Genomic DNA, 20,677 nt, shown 5'->3' on the forward strand with positions numbered 1-20,677 from the left:
TCGCTCTGTTATTAACTAAAAAAAGCATTACTTGAACCTTTCGATTCATTTTTGCTGAATGAAACTATTACCATTTCACGATCTACATCTACATCAATGGTTCCATCGAGCTGTGCCACTAATATGTCAACCAGCTTGTACTGAAATTTTTCAGATGCCAGATTCTCTTTGAAATTTTGCACTCGTAACCCGGCTCCGCACAGACTAATTGTCACCGACTTATCATCCGATTTCAGATCCAGCATCAGGTTGCCTTTTCCTGATTCCGGGAGCAAAACATTAATCAATTCATTAATCATTAAACCTGCTGGCACGGCCTGATTCAGGTTTAGAACCGTTTCATCACAATTCAGGTTCAGTTCTGATATAATTTCGTTAGTGAAGCCCTGCTGCGGCAGGAAATTGATGAAGGATTTCAGATAACTGTTGAATCGAATATGAACTACATTTTTTTCCTGGTAGAGTGTTTCATGAATTTTTGCAATTGAAAAGATACGGCTCTGTACTTCGCTCAGTTTTTTAAATACCTCTTTGTCCGTCTCTTCAAGAAGCTGCAGATCCAGCAATCCGGCAATAACCGCAAGATTGTTTTTTACCCGATGATGAACTTCCTGAAGCAGAATCTCTTTCTCTTTCAATGAATTCTGCGCTTTTTCGCGGGCTTCCCGCTCCCTGCACAGCAGATCAGTAATTCGTTCTTCAAGCTCTTTTTGCGGTGTAAGATCTACGTATATGCCGTAAGCTGCAGTCACCTTTCCTTCTTCTGAAATGGGCACCGTACTCACAAGAACAGGAACTTTCTCTCCATTTTTTGTATATCTTACGCTTTCAAACTGAGATAAGGCACCGTCAAAAGCGTCCACAGCTGCCTTTTCCGCTTCTTCACGTGTATCGGCTTTTGTGATCAGATCGTTTAGATTCGTCCCGATTACGTCACCGTTTTTAAATCCAAAAAGCTTATTGAAACCCTCATTTATCCTTATGATTTTGTTTTCCTGGTTGATCATCACAATTCCAATCGGGGCATTCTCGAAAAGCTGACTCATCATTTGGAAGTGGCGGTCACTCGCTGATTTGGCATCAACCAGTTCGGTGATGTCCATCCCGGTACCCACTATGTAGGTGGCGTTTTCATTTTTGAATGAACGGGCATTAAGTTTAAAAACCCGAACATCACCATTTTTAGCCTTCACACGAGCCACCGTTTCAGCGGCGCCCTCTTTTAGTGCTTCATTTAGTTTTTCAGATACAAGCTCCTGATCTTCTTCCACAAAAAAGTCGATCGGTTTCAGGCCGAACATATCCTGCTGTGAATATCCAAGATCATTGAAAAATGCTTCATTCCATTGCAAAAAAGTACCGTCTGTGTCTAATACATAAAATGTTCCGGGAATACTTGCAATAGCTGTTCGGGCAAACTCCTGTTCATTTTTCAGTTTTTTCTGAATCTGTTTTTCCTTGGTAATATCCCGGAAAGAGTTAATTGTAGTGAGGCCCCGGTCTTTGTCCCGAAATAGCACCGATGACACCATAACAGAAATTTCACGGCCTGATTTATGGATGTATTGTTTTTCTCCTTCAAAAAACGATTTTTTCTCTCTTATTTCGGCTGCCTCTTTATTCAGGGGGTGGGTAAGGTCCAGCACGAGCCCCCGTCCGCCATCTATCAATTCCTGGTGAGTGTATCCCAATATTTTGCAGGCAGCAGGATTGGCATCATATATTTCCCCGGTTGGCGTGCCAATGATAATTCCATTTATAGAATGATCAAATTGCTGGCGGTATTTCTCCTGGGAATCGCGAAGTTCACGAATTGCTGATACATTATCGGTGATATCTTCAATAAACAGAATGGCGCCTGTATTTTCGAACGAACGAAGATTTACTTTATACCACTCATTATCTTCGGTTTTTTTATTTGAGTATGTACTCTCAAAAAAATCCTGCTCCCTGTCAAGGATTTTTCGTAAGCCAATGATCAGTTTCAGTGCATCATCGCTTCCTTGTTCTGCGGCTTTACTGCAGTGTTCAAAAAAGTTTGTATTTTTATCTGTCTTAAAGAAAAACCCACTTGAACAATTTTGATCCCATTCCCGATTCGTTATCACAACATCACCGGCTCCGTTTAATATCGCTGCTGCCGATGGTAGTGCATTTAGAAGGCTCATCTGGCCCTTCTCTATCTGTAGTTCTTTTGTACTCATCTTCTCTGTTTACAACATTTAACCCTTTGAACTTCTTTATGCTTGATAGTTACGGAGATTTTCAGGGTTTTGTAAGACGTTAAAAACGTAATTTTAAATGCGTTTTACTGCTACAAATTGCACACACAAATCATGTAGGTATAAATACTAACTCAGAATATCAACCGGTAAATATTGCTCTCCATCCAATACAGAAGTAATCGCCTCTTTGATTTGTTCGGGAGAGGGCTCGTACGTAAGATATCCATCCACGCCAGCATCGAGCAGCGGATTTACAAGTAAGCGGGTTGTATAGATATGAATAGCCAGAAGCTTGGTTTTACTGGTCCTTTTTTTCACCAGCTTAACTGTCTGAACAGCTGAACGTTTTATATTTGGAAGATCTAAAACTACAACAGAATTTTCTTTCCTGGATCTTTTTTCGAGAATAGAGTTCTCACTATCAATCAGCGAGATAATAGCCCTGCCATCGCACGCTTTTGTAATTCTCTCTTTCAAAGCTGACGCTCGTGGCGTATACCCGGTATATAAAAATACGGTTATTTGTTTACTGTTATCCATAACAGGTAAATTTAGGTTGTCCCTTATTAGAAAACTATCTCTAAGAACTTAATTTTCATACCTTTGCCTGTTCAGCCCCAAATCACCATAGCGCATAAGGTTAGCGGAACAACTTTATAGATTACAATGTAGCACTGAACGAGACGTAATTCTATGCGTCAATTACCCTAAAATGAGATAGGCTTTTTTACGTAGTTCTATTTCTGCTTTCGTTCAGAAAAAAGGTAAGGACAAATAATAATCTTGAACTAACCGCCATTAACAAGCCCGTGCTGAAAAGCATATTTCACAAGACCTGCCGTATTACGGGCACCGGTTTTTTGCAAAAGATTTCTGCGATGGGCATCCACTGTACGCGGACTGATATACAGCTTCTCAGCAATCTCCTGATTCGTATGCTCCTTCACTATCATCTGCAAAACCTCCAGCTCTCTTTCGGTAATATGAATTGGATCCGGCACAGAAGATTTTCCCTTATTTTTAACAAGGTCCATCATAATACTTTGTGTCGCCTGATCGCTGAAATAGTGCTTTCCCTCCATAACTTCGTGAATGGCCTTGGTAAGCTCCTCACGGCCAGCACTTTTCATGATATAGCCCGAAGCACCCGCCTGCACCATCTGGCGGATATGTGAGTCATCACTGCTCATTGTTAATGCGAGGACCTTTATATTGGGATATTGATCTTTAACCAGTTTCGTTGTAGCTATTCCATTCATATCAGGCATGTTGATGTCCATGACAATGACATCTACCGGGGTGTTTTTCAAAAGGTTCTTCACCTTATTGCCATTTTCTGCTTCAGCCACTACATCGATTCCTGCCTGCGGTTCAAGCATCAGTTTAATTCCATCCCGAACAATTTTATGGTCGTCTACCAGAAGTACCTTTATATTCGCCATAGCTTTTTTACCCGTTTTGAAGTGGTACAATAATGGTTATTAATGTACCTATATTAATTTTAGAATCAATATCTAAATTCCCTGACATTGCCGCAACCCGGGTCTTTATGCTTTGTAAGCCAAGACCTTCCCCCGGCGGATTCTCCGGATCAAACCCTACCCCGTCATCTTCTACGGTGCAGATAAGTTCATTATCGGAGAAAACCAACTGAGCATTAATAATACTGCAGTTAGCATGTTTAATAGAATTATTCAGTGCTTCCTGCATGATTCTGTAGATATTGATCTGAATATTATCTGGCAATTCCTCATCATCATATTTTTGGAACAGATGAAACTGGATATCCATTGACTGCTTCAGATCATTTATAAGAGACTCAACCGCAAGTTTGAGCCCATAATCCTGGATTGATTTGGGCAGCAAATTATGCGAAATCGATCGTGTTTCCGATATCGCATACTGAAGCATTTGCAGTCCGGTTTTAAATGCCTTCTCCTCTGCGTCGTGCAGATTTTCAACATCGGAATAAACGGTACTCAGGTGCATATTTGCTGCTGATAGATATTGACCCAGTCCATCGTGCAGTTCATTGGCAATACGGTGCCGCTCGCGCTCTTCACCTTCCACTATCGACTTGATGGCAAGTTCTTCTGCTTTTTTCTGCTCCGTAACATCTACTGAAACCACCAGCCTCTGCTGCTCCCCGCGGAAATAGATATTCGACCCTGAAAGTTCACAAAATATAGTCTCACCGGATTTTACTTTTTGTTCCCAAACATCGAACGACGTACGCGGCTGCTTCAGGTTTTCTGCGGCTTCTTTGCGAATCAGATCTTGCTTTTCCGGGAGAAAAAGGTCAAAGATTGTCATTTTTAAGAACTCCTTCTCGCTGTAACCATACGTCTCCATGGCCGCATCATTAACCGAAAGGAACCGGAACGTTTCTGTATCGTAAATCCACATAGGAAGCGGGCTTTGCCGATAGAGCAACCGGTACTGCTGTTCTGACCGCCTTAGTTCTTCTTCAGCTTCTTTCTGAACGGTAATATCGTTCATCGCCCCGATCACACGCTCAATTTCGCCTTCTTCATCCCGTACAATAAACGCGCTGTCGTTCACATGTGCCACCTTTCCATCGCCCCTGATGAATCGATATTCGTACCTCCACTCGGTTTCCCCTGAATCTTCATCATCCTTCATCTTCCGAGTAATCTCATCCCGATCTTCGGGATGAATATGATTTACCCACAACTCATGCCCGTCTTCCAGGTCGGGTATTGCATGTTTATAGTGCGTTTCCAATCCCTCACTCCACCATACAGTGCCCTCTTTTGGGTTATAATCCCAAATCACATCACTGACAACAGATGTTACATATTCGAACCGTTTCTGTTCGTAGTCGAGCCGTTTCTGAATTTTCTTCAGAGCTGTAATATCTTTATTCACTGCCACGGCGCCAGTAAATTCATCGTTGCTGTCTGATAACATCCGCACGGTACTCAGAATCTGAATCGCATTACCTGATTTGGTATACTGGATAACTTCACCGCTCCACTCCCCTTCTGATTTGAATACTTCACGTGTTTCATTCCGCGATATGTTTTCAAATTCTGTTACTATTACTCCTTCAATCGGTTTTCCAAGCACTTCTTCTTCACTCCAGCCGTATAGTTCTTCCGCTGCTCGGTTCCAGCTCGTAATTTTCATTTCATCATCCGTGGCAACTACGGCATCCGATATGTCGGTCAGTAGTTTAGCCTGGTACCCCAAAACCATTTCTGCGTGTTTTGATTCGGTTTGATCAATCATGGCCCCGATGATCCGAACCGCTTCTCCCTCTTTATTCCTGTAGATGTATCCCTGATCGAGAATGTAACGGATTTCTTCAGAGTGGTCGAAAAATCTGTATTCCTTACTCCAAAAACTTTTCCCGCGATCCAGGGCTTTATCAATACTCTCCAGAACACTGTCCACATCTTCCGGGTGAATTCGGCTAATCCAAAATTTCTCCTCATCTGGGATTTCTTTTCGATTGAAACCAAGAACAGTTTCTATGCCTTCACTCCAATTAATTTCTTTTTTCTCCAGGTCCCAGTCCCATACAACATCACTCACCAGGCTGGTGATAATTTTCAGGCGTTTTCTTTCATCTTCCAATTCAGACTCCATCTCCTTAAATGAGCTGACATCCATAGAAACACCTTTGAGTACGCGATCGCCGGTATTCTGATCGGTAACAATATCGGCTTTTTCACTAATGGTGAGATACGTTCCATTTGATTGCTTATAACGAAATGAAACATCAAGCGAACCGTTTTTTTCTGCGTTTTCATACGCCTGAAGTGTTGCCTCTTTATCGTCCGGATGAATCTTTTCGAACAGATCTTTTCTTGACAGAGGCCCCATTGATTTATCAGCATCCAGCAGTCTGTACTTATTATCCCCCCAGAATACCCGTCCTGTTTCCAGGTTTTTTTCCCAGTACCCGATACCGGCAATTTTCTCAGCCACACGCAGCTGATCGAGCGTTCGACGAATTCGAATCTGCTGCTCTTTCGTGCGTGTCACATCGAGCATCACACCGATCATGCGTTTCGGATTACCATTCCTGTCAAATTCAACATCCGCTTTTTCGTAAATCCACTTCTCCTGTTTATTTTTGTGGTTCCGTATTTTGTATTCCGCTTCAAACGTTTCCCCTTTTTCCATCGCTTCAGCAAAATTTACGGCTACATACCGGAAATTGGGATGCAGGCTGTTTTCCCACAAATCAAGTGATACGTTCTTATCTTCCGCGACCCAAAACATCTGCCTCAACAGATCAGATGATTTCACATAACCGCTTTCAATATCAAGTGTATACGTAGCAAGGTTAGCAACGCGCTGTGTTTCCCTCAGAAACCGCTCGCTCTCTTCCAGTTCCTCTTCTTTCTTTTTTCTTGCCGTTATATCCACGTGGGTTCCCACCATTCGCACCGACTCGCCATGTTCGTTCCATTCTACAGAACGGCCGCGGTCAAGAATCCAAACCCAGTGCCCATCTTTGTGGCGCATACGAACTTCACATTCATACAGGTCGCTTTCACCTTCAAAATAACGCTCAACGGTTTCGGTAAACAGCTCCAGGTCATCCGGGTGAACCAGTTGATTCCAGGTTTCGATACTGATCGGTTCCAGTTCTTCGATTGTGTAACCTACAAGCCGGGCCCAAATCTCATCAAATACAACATCCCCGGTTTGCGGGTTCCACTCCCAAAGCCCCACATTCGCGCTGTTTGTGGTTAATTTCAGGCGCTCCCTGCTTTTTTTAATTTGCCGTTCGAGCTCTTTTATATCTGAAATATCAACGTGCGTACCGGTCATACGAACAACATTTCCTTCACTGTCGCGCTCAGTAACTTTTCCACGGTCAATCATCCACACCCAGCGACCATCTTTATGGCGCATGCGAATTTCGGTGTCGTAAACTGGTATTTCACCTGAAAAATGTTGCTCCAGAAGCTGCTTTGTCTCATTAACATCATCGGGATGGGTGAGGGATTCCCATTTTTCAAATGTTATTGGCTCAAGTTCTTCACGAGTATACCCGATCATTTCCGCCCACTCATCATTACACTGAATAGTTCCATCTGCCGGGTTAAAATCCCACAACCCAACACCGCCACTTTCAACCGCCAGTTTAAGCTGCTCCTCAAGACCTTTCACTTCGGTCAAATCGATTCCCACACCAATCTTCAGATCATCCGAAAGTTCCATGTTCATCCAGGTTGTGTTGAGCACTTCTCCATCCCGGGCACATATTCTGAAATTTTCCCAGCTGTGATCCGCCTGCTGCATGTGTTCAACAGCTTTCTTGTAATCTTTTTCATCAGCCATAAGCCGATGAAGGAAATCATCCCGCCTCAGATCTTCCTTGGTGTATCCAAGCCGCTGGCCTGCAAAATCATTGAAATTAATGACATTTTTTTCTTCATCGTGGATGTTAATAAACACCGGCAGGTTGTTGAAAATCTCCAGGAGCTTTTCTTTATCCTTCAGGTTCTCCTTCTCGAGCTTTTCCCTTTCAGTAATATCGTGACCAATTCCTACAATTGTGTTGTCAGACAGTTTTACGTTACTCCAAACCTGTGTTCGAACTTCACCTGATCTCGTTGTGATCTGGAACTCCTTCCAGCCGGTGCCCGGTTTTTGCATAAATTCAACAGCTTTTTTTCGCTCTTCAGGATTGGGATAGCACACCTCAACAAGATCTATATCGTCCTTTTCATCCACCGACCAGCCGATGACTTTTTCAAACTCCCGGTTTACCTCTGTTACTTCAAGGTTTTCATTAAATACCGTTATAAGAATCGGAATTTCATCAAACAGACTCTCAAATTTTTCTCTTTCTAAATCGAGTTTTTTTCTCAGGTTTTTACTTTCCGTGATGTCCGATGTAATTCCAACTACCCGATTTACGCTCCCATTTTCCTGTATCGAATTTCCCTTGGTCCATAACCACCGTTCTTCATCATTGCTATCCAGAATCCGGTATTCAACATTAAAATTGTCGCCGTCTTCAATGGTCCGCTTCGCATTTCTTGTAAAATAATCCAGATCATCCGGATGAAGCCTTTTGTACACATGCCTGAGCGTCATTTCTTCCGAGGCAGGGTAATCGAAAAATCGATTGTGGTTTGATGATGTGATATAGGAGTCGGTGTCTATAAAATACTCCCAGGTAGCTGTTTTTGCCGTTTCGAGAGCCATGGTAAGACTTTGGTCAACCCGCTGCAGTTTTTTCTTATCTGCTGTAATCTGTTTTTGATACTCATTAATCAGGTAATAGAGGCCAAATGCCGTTGCAAGTACATAAAACCACCCTTTTGCAATTTGCAGATTCGTCAGTAGTGAAACATCATCCACAAAGTATTCAAGGATTGTATCCGTTGTGGTAATCCAGATCAAAGCAATGACCAGGTAGATTAATGCAATGCGTAAGGGAGAAAATTTCATAAGCTCTGAGTTACTGCTGTTTACAGATCCGGTAATTATAAATTTTGGATGAAGCCAAATTTCCTGATACTAAAAATCATACCGGTGTGGAATAAATCCTGTATCAAATATAGTTAAGTACCACTCTGAAATCTGCCAAAATACCTGTGAATCCGATGTAAGATCAATTGGGTGAATCATAAAAAATGACGAAGCCCTCATTTCACCCGTTTTGGATCCAATCAACTTTCAATTCAATAAAGATCGTTTTTCCACTTCACGACGTCATCCGTAAACACCTACCATTTGCCTTCACGTACCGGATAGCTTCCTAAAATTTTCACGTATTGAGCCCGTTTTTTCAGTTTTTCAAGCGCATCGGCAACTCGCAGTTCTTCTGTATTTCCTTCCAAGTCGAGATAAAAAAGAGATTGCCAGGGGTGATGGGGACGCGGCCGTGATTCCAGCTTAGTCATATTAATTCCATGATCACCGAGCAAGTTCAGGCAGGAAAGCAACGCTCCTTTTTCATCGGCAGTCGCAAAAATGAGCGAGGTTTTGCAGTTCAGCTGCGGGTCGCACGAAACCTCATCGGTACTTACCACAACAAATCGCGTATAATTCTCTTTCTGATTCGCCAGATCGTGTTTCAGAATTTCCAGATCATATAGTTCGGCAGCGTAAGCACTTCCGATCGCAGCCTGGGAAAGATCCCCGTCGTTTCGCACTTTTCGGGCGGCCATCGCGGTGTCAAAATAACTTTCAACGTGGCAGCGCGGTAGTTTTGCCAGAAAATGGCTGCACTGAGCGATCGCCTGCGGATGAGAAAGCACCCGGCGGATATTATCAAGCTCCACTTTTTGGGGTGCCATCAGGCAGTGGATCACCCGTAAAATTTCTTCCCCGATAATGAAAAGATCTTTTTCTGCCAGCAGATCGTAGGTGTCGTTTATGGATCCGGCCGTTGTGTTTTCAATCGGCAGCATTGCCACATCGGCATCACCTTTTTCAACCGCCTCAGCCGCCTGGTCGAATCGCGTAAACCCTACACACACCACCTCATCGTAGCGCTGCTTGAAGTGACGCATGGCCACCTGGTGGCTAAACGCACCGTCGGTTCCCTGGTACGCCACTTTGATGCTTGAATTCTCAGCTTTTTCATTTTGATGATCCACCAGTGCGTTGGTCTGGTAGCGAACAGAGTGATGGATCACCTCCCGAAAAAGCTGCTCCAGAAAATAGGGATCCATCCCGGCAGCCGACGCCTTCTTTCGAATCGACTCCATCATTTTCTCTTCGCGGCCCGGATCGCGAATCTCTTTGGAGTTTTCCATTTTATTGGCAAGAACATTGCGCACAATACGCTGGCGTTCTCCAAGGGCGTCTATTATGGTTTGATCAAGCCGGTCGATCGTTTGTCTGATCTCTTCCAGGGAGTCGTTTTTCATCTTTAGTAAAAAAATTCCAGATTCTAAATATTCGTAAACGGTTTACCGCCCAGCTGCAAAAATAATGTCGAACTGAGACGGAAAAACCGACTACTGCAATGTAGTAAATCAAGAAGTTCTCTGCATCTTGTCCGGCATGTTATTTATCACCCGGATTCAGCCATCAACAGATGACCTTAACGGTTAAATGCAGGGCGTCCCGGCGGTTCCGGCAGATAGACCGGTGAGGTTCCCGATCCGATAATAGCAGCAGCTGCACTACCCGCCATCACTGCAGCTGTTCCTGCAACCCAGAACCGGTTCCGGTAGAAAAATGAGCCTCTTACCCGTTCTTCATTTTTGGGATTATGGAATGCAACCGGATTCAATTCACGCATATTCACTGAAGAATAACTTTTTACCAGCGACGGGTGAACGCTGTTTTTACTGATGAGATCTTTGCCCTCTATCCGCGTATTGAACGAAATCGAAATCACGTGGTTTTTCCCGGGAAAAATCGAGAGTTCTGCTGATTGATCCGTCACGCCTTCCACTCCTCTTACTTGAAAAGAGCTTTTCAGATATGATCCGCGGACAGTTTCCGTGAAATCTGCCAAAAACCGAATTTCTCCGGAATGTTTGATCGCTATCGATTCTGTATGGATCTGAACTCCCCGAATTCTAATGTTTCCATCTTTCATCCACTCTGCCAGGGAATCTGCATTAACGCGCTTCAGGTCTGAAATAGAAGTTAAAATCGTGATCGATACCTGGTTTTCACCAGTTCGGTCAGCTGTAAGATTATGATGGATATTACCATCAATCCAGAGCTGATGAATACTCATCTCACCCGGTTTGAGACTTTGATCCGCCCGGTTCTGCATTGCTGATACACTCTCGGGCACAGCAATGCTAACTATCCCGATCAGAACTACTGCAATTCCCAACTGTTTCATGATTCCGGTGTTTATAAAATTAATTTTCATTTTGCGCCCCTTATTTGATTAATGTCATTCGTCCGACTTTCATCGCCTCACCCGCAGTGAGCCTGTAGAAGTACACTCCGCTGGCAAGACTGCCGGCATTAAAATGAACATTGTGCCAGCCGGCCTGCTGAATGCCATCCTGCAGCACCATCACCCGCCTGCCCATTATATCATAGACTTCAAGACGTACATGCTCCTGGCCTGGTACCGAGTAGCGAATATTCGTGGACGGATTGAACGGATTCGGATAGTTCTGTTCCAGGGCAAATTCCACCGGCATCAGTTCCTCCTGTTTCTCGAGCAGGAAGTTCATCTCGCCTACGTAGAGTTCATACGTTGTATGCGGTTCGGTCAGCGTGGCTTCCGCTTCTTCACCGCTCTCAAGCAGCCAGGTAAGTTTGGTTACCGGGTTCACCAGAAGCACACCTGCGCTGCTGCTTAAACCGCTGATTTCTGCCTTCCAGCTGAATGTGGATCCCACTTTTCCTTTTAGCTCCAGGTCGTACCTGCTGCCCTGTGCATCAAACCTCGTTTCATCGCGCAGATACCCGCCGCGATACATTTCGGTATCGGAAAGCATCATACCATACCGGCTCATTTCGAGCGATGGGAACGGACGTTTATAGGTGCCCCGATCTTCATCAGACACCGAATAAACCAGTTCCACACCAAATGAAAGATCTGCCCCAAAATCTGCCGTTACGTTTGCCACTTCCGGTGATTTGCTCATTGCTGCCCCGGAAAGTTTGTTGTTTTCCCGGTTATTTTCACCCCTGCGCTGCTCCATTCGGCTATAGGGAATATCAATCCCGTCCAGCGGATTTTGCACGTTGTTGTAGTAGTAATATCCAAGCACGGGATGGAGGCTGTCTGCGGGAATGAACTGTTCTTCATATCCGAACAGGTCACCGCTGATGTTATTCAATTCCTGTACCTCACTCCAGCTTACCACTCCGCGATGCGGGTTGGAGATGATATTCCATCCGGGCTGTAGTTCGATTGTATACGCATCCCGTTCGTTGGTTTTTACGCTCGTTGTTTGCAGTTCAATATCGAGAACGTCTTTGCTGAGCACCCAAAATCCGCGTCCCGGTGCAAAAACGAATCGTTCATCATCGGGATGATACTCTTCATAATACTCGGTGACTGATCCGATATCAAAGAACGCTTTCCAATCCCGACCGTACCGGCCATCAAAGAAACTGTCTACACGCAGGTTATCATTGCCCGGCAAGCCGATGAGGCGATAATCCAGGCTGGTGATTTCACGGTTTTGAGCCGGGGCATCCGGATTGTGACCGAAATTCACTTTGTTTTCTACAACCTGTTCGTGATCATTCTCAGATGACGCTTTCCGCGTTCGAAACTGCATCGTATCACTCCAATCGCTCGTCGTTTGATCGCTTTCAATCCGAAGCCGCCAGTAGTAGGTGTGATAATCCTCAAGCCCGGTAATCTGTGCAGATGCTTCCGCAGAAACCGAATCGGCCAGCAGCTCCACAAAGTTTTCTGATGTGGAAAGCTGCACGCGAACCGGCGATTCACTGTACGCTTTTGTCCATTGAAGAACAGGCGCTGTGCTGATCTCTTCCGACATCATCGCGGGAAAACCGTGTACAGGCGTTTTAGCCACGGTTACAAAATGCCCGCTTTCCGACCATTCAGAGCTGCCGCTGCTGTTGGATGCCTGAACACGCCAGTAGTAGTGCGTATAATCCGAAAGTTCTCTGTTGATTTGGAATGAAAGTTCTGTGTGATTTTGTACGTCACTCAGCAGTTCGCCAAATTCCGGATCACCGCTCAGCTGCACCGAATAATGAGTGGCGTTTTCGGAAGGATTCCAGCTAAGTTCCGGGTGAACGCTCACACTTCCCTCATGTTGATAAGGTCCCACCAGTACTACCGGTTTTGGAACTTCCACTTGTGTAGTGAAGCTCGAGCTCACCGCCCGGTTTGCCACACCATCCCGGTTCGTTACCGCACCCTCTTCAATATCAAGCCGGTAGCCGGTAACATACTCAAGTGTTTCATGGTTGATGATCAGGCTGTTTTCATCAATTGAAAGCTCAATCGGCAGATTCACGCCGTTATGATTTTTCAGCGTGATACGATCAAAATCGGCCTCAAGCACCGGCTGGTCGAAATCAATCGTAACCGGACCATCAACATGCGATTTCTCTTCACCATCAGCTGGGAAAATCTGCACTGCCATCGGTGGCGTCATCAAAACAGAGAAAACACTTTCTTCAAATACGATGGAGTAGTTTTCACCGGCATTGATTGTTCCTGCTGTAATCAGGTAATCCCCGGTTTCTTCTCCCGTTTCGCGTGAAAGTGTACCGGTCAACAGATCCGTGCCGTCATCGAATGCAAACCCTTCAGCACTGAATGTAAACTCAGGATCATCCTCGCCTATAATTTTTGACTGGCCTTCATCAGCTGTGATTTTCAGCTCTTTCGCCTCGATCGTAAAGTCGGCTGCGCTGTATTCGATGGTGTAGTCACCGCTGACGGTAAGCTGATCACCCAGAATTGCGTACGTTCCCGCATCTTTACCCGCCTGGCGGTAAAGTTCGCCTGAAAGAATGGATTCGTCATCATTAAACCCAAACCCGGTGGCGGTGAAGCTTAATTCAGGATCTGCATCTCCATAAACCTTTGAAACTTCTGCAGCTGAAATCTGAAGACTTCTCACCTCAATTTCAAAAAGTGCAGATTCAAAGTCGATTTCATAATTCGAACCGGCTTCGAGCGAACCGACAAGCAGCTCGTATGTTCCGGTCGATTCCCCGCCTTCGCGAGTGAGGGCACCGGTGATGAGTTCATTTCCGTCATTCCAGCCAAAATTATCGGCCGTAAATGTAAACAGCGGGTCATCTTCACCAAATGTTTTATGCTGATCCCCATCGGCTGAAACCGTCAGGGTTCTCTTTAATATTGAAAAAGTGTCTGATTCAAAGTCGATGGTATAATTTTCACCTGCATCCAAATGGCCCGCTTTGATGGTATACTGACCGACGTCCTCCCCAGCTTCTCTGGAAAGTGATCCGCTGAAAATCTCGTACTGATCTCCGAGTTCAAAACCTGAGGCAGTGAATGAGAGCTCGCCATCGGTTTCGCCATACACTTTTTCCTGTCCGGAAGCCGCTGCTACCGCAAGCACTTTCGGGGTGATGGTAAACGGATTGCTTTCGAGCGTAATCGTATAGTTATCACCTGCGGAAAGCGAGCCTGTGGTGATGGAGTATTCACCGATATTTTCACCGGATTCACGTGACAGTGCACCGCTAAATACCTGCTCATTATCGGTAAACTCAAACCCGGAAACCGCAAAGGTGAGCTCCGGATCAGTTTCACCGTACACTTTCTTCTGACCGCCATCAGCCACCACCAGAAGCTCTTTCGGGGTGATGGTGAAGTCGGCCGGGGTGAAGTCAATCGTGTAGTTTTCGCCGGCATCCAGATCGCCCGGAGTGATCGAATACGTTCCCACATTCTCGCCGGGATCCCTGTCAAGAGAACCCGTCAAAATCATTTCTTCATCATTCCAGCCAAAATTGGACGCTGTAAACACGAACTTTGAATCCGCATCACCATACGTTTTGCCCTGACCAGGCTCCGCCACAATCGTCAACACTCGCAGAGTGATCTCAAAATCAGCCGTTTGATAGGTGATCTCGTAGTTGCTACCCGCCGAGAGTGTGTGCTGTTCGATGGAATACATTCCAGCATCCAACCCCGCCGTTCGATTCAGCTCTCCAGTAAACACATCACCGTCAACCAGGCTGCCGGATGTAATTTTGTAGGTCAGGGTTGGATCATTATCTCCGTAGATTACTATCGCTTCATCCGCCGCAATAGTGATTGGTCGTGGGGAAATATTAGCAGAAGCCTGTCCGGCGGTTGTCTGCAGATCGTAGTTATTCGCATCTGCTCCGCCGCTGATTGCAATGCTGCTGAAGGCAACCGGTTTATCGGTATCTGCATCTGAGTCCACAAATGCAGACTCAAAGCTAAAGGTAAGTTCATCACCGCCGATGCGATCATCCTCAAAACCTGCACCACTTACATCACTTGAGCCATCGTAGATTTTATCCTCAGCTGTGAAGTTACTCAGTGCTAACGGACGAGGAGTGATTTCAAAATCAACCGCCGTAAAGCTGATGGTGTAGTTATCACCGGCGTCTAAATTGCCAGCCTCGATTGCATACGTTCCTGCATCTTCTCCTGCGGCACGATTAAGCGTACCGTTCAGAATGTTTTCATTATCATCGCCTTCAAAACCCGTGGCTGTAAACGTCAGCACCGGATCCGCATCACCATAAACCTTGGACTGATCGCTGTTGGCAACGATCGATAAAGCTTTTGGTGTGATTTCAAAATCGGCGGATGTAAAATCGATCGTATAATTATTACCCGCTTCTAAAGTCCCCTGACCAATAGCGAACTGACCAACATTCTCTCCCGCCTCACGATCAAGAGCTCCTGTTATCAGTGCTTCACTATCATTCCAGCCAAAGTTGGCGGCTTCATAGGTGAAGGAAGGATCGGCTTCGCCATAGGTTTTGTCTTGATCGGCGTTAGCGGTTATTGCCAGCACTCTCGGGGTGATTTCAAGATCGGCCTCAACAAAGCTCAAATCGTAGTTTGATCCGGCAGTCAGATCGCCTTGCTCAATAGCATACGTTCCAACATTCTGGCCTGCCGTTCGGTTTAGCTCTCCTGAAAGCCCGTCACCGTCAACCAGGCTGCCGGTTGTAATTTCGTAGGTCAGGGTTGGATCTTCATCTCCATAAGTCACCTGTTGTGCACCTGCACTAACGATAATGGGGCGTTCTGTGATATCTGCGACGGAATGCGGGGCATTGGTCAGCGATATTGTATATCTGTCCACATCTAGTCCGGACAAAGTGACCGATTGTATCGAAACCTGCTTATCAACGTCGGCATCAACATCCGTAAATGCAATTTCCAGAGTACCAATCTGAACATCATGACCGTCATACACTCCATCAAGAGTCAAGCTATTCTGATCAATCATTGCAGCTGATTCTCCATCATACACTTTATCCTGCACCGTAAAAGAACCGGTCAGCAGAAGCTCCCCCGGTTCGGTTTCAAAGGAGACAAGGTTTCCGTATGCCGTTCCAATCATATTAGTTGCAAATGAACGAACATTCAGTGCCGTAGCCGGAGGAAGATCACTGATCGTCTCCGTAAATGTATCATCGCTTGAACCTGACCACACAATCGTGGTGTCGTCCGGAGCGGCATCTGTTGCCCAGACAAATCCCCGATGGGTGATCTCCACATTGCCATCATGCGTTACCTGCCCGGTTACATCCACCGATTCAGAAGTCAGATTGGCCAGGTTCTCTTGTGTAGTGATCGCTGGCGGGGTTAGCTCCAGGAATCCCGGGGCAGGATTCTGTTCATTACCTGTTAAGTAAGGACTTGAAAATGTGGTGCTGGTTTCAACAATCTGCCAAACACTATCAAAATTCCAACCGGCATCAGTGAAAGTGGTCCTTGTTCTCATCTCGGCGGTGGTTTTTCCGGTACCGCCAAATGAAGTAAGTTGGCCTGTAGTTTCAGTATCCCAGAAACTTTCGGTAGCTGAACCGCTGCCGGTACCAACCAGTCCGCCGGCACCATTTTGGTTTACGACCATAATACCACTTGCATAACTATTGCTAATGGCGCCGAAGTTCTGACCAACAAGTCCACCGAAAATATTCTGGTTGAATTGATTACTTGTAACATCGACCGAACTGTAAGAATTGGAAATAGTGCCTGTACCATCATTTGATCCAACAAACCCACCAAGCCGGTTCGAACCGAGCAAACTGCCCAGCGCATAACTACCCTCTATGGCTCCTCCATTCCTTCCTACCAGACCACCTACGTGACTGCTACCGCCCACAATTACGTTCACATAGCTGTCCGTGATTGTGCCGGCGCTACTTCCAACCAGCCCACCGATGTCATTACCGCTATTGGTGTTTTGGTTGACCTGCCCTATGACGTAGCTGTTGCTGACGGTACCATCCAGAAGGTATCCCACCAAACCACCGACAGTATTGCGCCCCCTAATACTCACATCAATCAGACCCAAATTCCGGATTATAGCACCGGTGTTCGTGTAGCCAAACAGACCTACATTGTCGGTTGACCGGTTGATGGTGAGGCCGCTTATCGTATGCCCTTGACCATCAAAGGTGCCGGTGAACGCATTTCCATTCCCGCCGATGGGTTCCCAGCCGGAAACATCATTCCAGGGTGAAACACCCAGATCGATATCGGCCGTTTGTATATAATGAACGTCTAAATAATTCCGAACCGAATTGAGCTGTTCAGCGGTTTCTACCTGGTATGGATCGGCTTCAGTTCCGGTGCCCCCGGCAAATATTGGAATAGTGGTAAAGCTTTGTTCAGTTCCATATGTTGTGCCCTCCGAATTAATCGCATAGGCTCTTATGTAGTATGTTATGCCGGGATTTAACCCGGAAATTGTTTCTGTGAATTCACCCATTCCGCTTCCAACCTGAATTTTAGTGTCGTCTGTGGTGGGGTTGGAGCTAGTGGCATACACAAAACCGCGTTCGTTTACTTCAATTCCTTTATCATCAATTACTTCACCGCTCACCTCGGCCGAGCCGGATGAAATATTTTCAATTGTTGAATGGGTAACAACTTCAGGGATCTGAGGCTCGAAATAACCCGGAGCCGGAAACTGTGCATTCGATTGCAGATAGGGATAGGAAATGCTCCCGGAAGATGGTTCTTCAATCTGCCAGACTGTATCAAAATCCCAGCCGGCGTCGGTGAAGGTGGATTTGGTTTTCATTTGGGCGATTGATAGACCTGTACCGCCGTCTGAATTGACTGAACCAGAAGTTTCTGTGTCCCAAAAGGAGTTTTTAATCTCCCCACCGGAACCCCTATTTCCAACCAATCCACCAACATCTGTACCTCCCTCAACAATGCCAATCGAATACGTTTTATCGTAATAGCCCTGTGTTTGCCCTACCAAGCCGCCAACTGCATCCCCTCCACTTACAGAAACATTTGCATAGGAAGAACTGACATTGTCATTTAGACCACCCCTCCCCACCAGGCCTCCAATCTCTCTGGCTGTGCCATGAACTGTGCCGGTAACATAAGAGTTGGATATAGTACCATTTGAATTACCTACCATTCCACCAACATGTCCATTACCAGTAACGTCGACATCAATTAGGCCCAAATTACTGATAGTAGAGCCTGTTGATGTACTACCAAAAAGGCCAACTCCATAATCACTCTCGCGGTTAATCGTCAATCCTGAAATCGTGTGACCGTTACCATCATAACTACCTGAAAATGGACTTCCTCCGCCACCAGGACCCTCATCCCCACCCTCAATCGGCTCCCAGCCTTCGCCAACATTCCAGGGTGAAACACCCAGGTCGATATCGGCAGTTTGAATAAAATGGGAATCTGCATAATCTCTAACCGAGTCGAGATGTTCAGCTGTTTCTACCTGGTATGGATCGGCTTCAGTTCCGGCGCCTCCGGCAAATATTGATAGCGTAGTAAAAATTTGCTCACTCCCATAACTTGTTCCCTGGCTGTTGATGGCGTAAGCCCGCACATAGTAGGTGGTTTCTGCGCTAAGTCCGGTTATAGCTTCCTCAAATGCGCCCGTTCCGCTTCCAACCTGTATTTTAGTATCAGAGGTGGTGGGACCTGAAGTGGTCGCATACACAAAACCACGTTCGGTTACGAAGTCTCCGCCATCGTCGGTTGCGTTACCGCTAAAGGTAGCTCCGGTCGTGGTGATGGATGATACGAGTGAGGTGGTAACTGTTGGACTACTGCTTATAACAGGCGATGAAACCTGAATATTATTGATACTGTGATTTGTGGTGCCATCTCCATTCCATCCGGCATCACTGATATAGATCCTTACATCATCTACATTAGAAAATGACGCATCTAAAGTAACCGTTATGGGAACGTAGCCCGGATCAAAACCTTCGAATATCATCGAGGCAACTTCGGTGCCATTACGGTACCCTTTTATCGTATTTGTAAATGGCTCGGTTTCTGCCCAGTTATAATAGATAAACTGAATAAGACGAAATTCACTGCCGTCTGCAGATTTAACAGACATACCTTTATTGCCTTCATTGATGTAATCATAGGTTAGCGCTATATAATCTGTGTCAGCGCTATAAAAAAAGTCGTTGTCTTTCCATGAAAGTGAATTTAAAAATGACCCTTCCTCATCTGAAATATTGAAAATCTCAATATCAATATCAGAAATGGCTTGAGAGCCGCCTTCGCCGTCAGATGCGATATTGTCTCCGGTTATGTCGGCAGAATTTTCTGTAAAAGTCAGAGTGGGGCTAGTGCTTAATAACACTCCTGCACTTTCAGTCGTAAAACTCTGTTCACCCCCATAACTCGTGCCCTCTCCATTAATTGCATAAGCCCGTACGTAGTACGTGGTTTCTGCGGTAAGGCCGGTAATGGCTTCTGAAAATGAACCTGTTCCGCCTCCAACTTGCAACCGAGTAGAACGTCCATCTCCTATTTCAGGAGTGATATTTGTGCCATACACAAACCCACGTTCGGTTACGGAGTTTCCGCCATCGTCGGTTACGTCACCGCTGAACGTGGCTCCTGTAGTGGTGATGGATGCAGTAGCTGATGTTGATACGGTTGGAGTCGTTGCACTGGGAACATCGGAATAAACAATGTTATCAAATAGGAAAGAAACATCTTGTGAGCTGATTTCAACCTTATCCACATCATTCCAATTAAGAGAAATTGTGCCTGTATACAAATATGTATTTTGACTTTTTGAATAAACTTCAGATCCATCCCGATATCCTTTAAAGGATAAGTTAGCATCTCCAAAGCCATCGACTAAATAAAAACTAAATAGATTGAAGTGGCTATTATCCGATTTCTGAATGGTAAACATAGTAGCACCACTACTATGCATGTCAATTCCGGGAGTTCCTGATTCTCCCAAACTTGTGCTAACAGAAAAATAGGTCGTTCCCCCTATGAGAGAAAAGCTTAAACCTTGGCTACTAAAGGAATTTCCAAGATTCTGATCTTGGGTAGTATAACTATTAAAATCAACGGTGGTTGTTTGTGCCTGAATACCTATTGGAATCAGGGTAAACAAAATGCCTATCAAAATAGTAGCTACTTCACCAACTAATTTTGTGGAAATATCAAAAGAACGTATCAATCTTGTCATGGTTATACTATTTTTAGATAGAGGTAATTTTTGGTCTTGTTGCCTTGAATGGAAAGCTTGATACATTCATCCCCTCATAGAAATCTGGGCTCTGTTTAAAATTACTGAAAGAAAGTTAGACCCCGACTGCGGAAACCCCGATATAAATTGGACGTGTGCTTTTTGATTTTTCAACGTGTCGTTTTTTGGATGATATCACCTGGAACACGGCTGGGAAGGAAGAATACTATCTATCATTTTTAATGCCACCGAGACGGGTTTAATCCCTTATTCCCGGTTTTCAGCATGTAGTTAGCTATTAATAATCCCCAATCAGTAACCCGTAGTTCGTACCTTTCTTAGGGCTTATCGGCCATTATAAATCTT

Annotated in this window: 7 protein-coding genes; all 7 read right to left on the reverse strand. The window is 45.2% G+C overall.

Annotated elements, in window-relative coordinates; all coding sequences use genetic code 11:
- Window positions 1-11: 11 nt before the first annotated feature.
- The gene (locus DYD21_RS15695) at window positions 12-2,204 is read right to left on the reverse strand and encodes a PAS domain S-box protein (RefSeq protein WP_116037954.1); all 2,193 of its coding nucleotides are present in this window, start codon (window positions 2,202-2,204) and stop codon (window positions 12-14) included.
- Window positions 2,205-2,351: 147 nt separating this feature from the next.
- Window positions 2,352-2,765 (reverse strand): response regulator transcription factor, encoded by a 414-nt coding sequence (locus tag DYD21_RS15700; RefSeq protein ID WP_116037955.1) that lies wholly within the window; start codon window positions 2,763-2,765, stop codon window positions 2,352-2,354.
- 248 nt (window positions 2,766-3,013) lie between these two features.
- Window positions 3,014-3,667, reverse strand: coding sequence for a response regulator transcription factor (locus tag DYD21_RS15705; RefSeq protein WP_116037956.1), 654 nt, complete (start codon window positions 3,665-3,667; stop codon window positions 3,014-3,016).
- Between the two features lie 7 nt (window positions 3,668-3,674).
- A complete protein-coding gene (locus tag DYD21_RS15710; RefSeq protein ID WP_116037957.1) occupies window positions 3,675-8,663 on the reverse strand; it encodes a PAS domain-containing protein in 4,989 nt (1,662 codons plus the stop codon).
- Window positions 8,664-8,941: 278 nt separating this feature from the next.
- Window positions 8,942-10,090 carry a prephenate dehydratase gene (gene pheA / locus DYD21_RS15715; RefSeq protein WP_116037958.1) on the reverse strand — a complete coding sequence of 383 codons (1,149 nt, stop codon included), beginning with the start codon at window positions 10,088-10,090 and terminating at the stop codon, window positions 8,942-8,944.
- Between the two features lie 176 nt (window positions 10,091-10,266).
- On the reverse strand, window positions 10,267-11,055 hold the full coding sequence (locus tag DYD21_RS15720) for a hypothetical protein (RefSeq protein WP_116037959.1): 789 nt from the start codon (window positions 11,053-11,055) through the stop codon (window positions 10,267-10,269).
- Between the two features lie 10 nt (window positions 11,056-11,065).
- Window positions 11,066-20,311, reverse strand: a complete 9,246-nt coding sequence (locus tag DYD21_RS15725; RefSeq protein WP_158607328.1) for an MBG domain-containing protein — start codon at window positions 20,309-20,311, stop codon at window positions 11,066-11,068.
- Window positions 20,312-20,677: the final 366 nt, after the last annotated feature.

Origin of the sequence: Rhodohalobacter sp. SW132 (assembly GCF_003390325.1) — a bacterium.
Taxonomy (GTDB): domain Bacteria; phylum Bacteroidota; class Rhodothermia; order Balneolales; family Balneolaceae; genus SW132.

Coding starts and splice junctions, on each gene's coding strand:
- DYD21_RS15695 (WP_116037954.1), bottom strand. CDS start 2,204: ATGAGTACAAAAGAACTACAGATAGAGAAGGGCCAGATGAGCCTTCTA.
- DYD21_RS15700 (WP_116037955.1), bottom strand. CDS start 2,765: ATGGATAACAGTAAACAAATAACCGTATTTTTATATACCGGGTATACG.
- DYD21_RS15705 (WP_116037956.1), bottom strand. CDS start 3,667: ATGGCGAATATAAAGGTACTTCTGGTAGACGACCATAAAATTGTTCGG.
- DYD21_RS15710 (WP_116037957.1), bottom strand. CDS start 8,663: ATGAAATTTTCTCCCTTACGCATTGCATTAATCTACCTGGTCATTGCT.
- pheA (WP_116037958.1), bottom strand. CDS start 10,090: ATGAAAAACGACTCCCTGGAAGAGATCAGACAAACGATCGACCGGCTT.
- DYD21_RS15720 (WP_116037959.1), bottom strand. CDS start 11,055: ATGAAAATTAATTTTATAAACACCGGAATCATGAAACAGTTGGGAATT.
- DYD21_RS15725 (WP_158607328.1), bottom strand. CDS start 20,311: ATGACAAGATTGATACGTTCTTTTGATATTTCCACAAAATTAGTTGGT.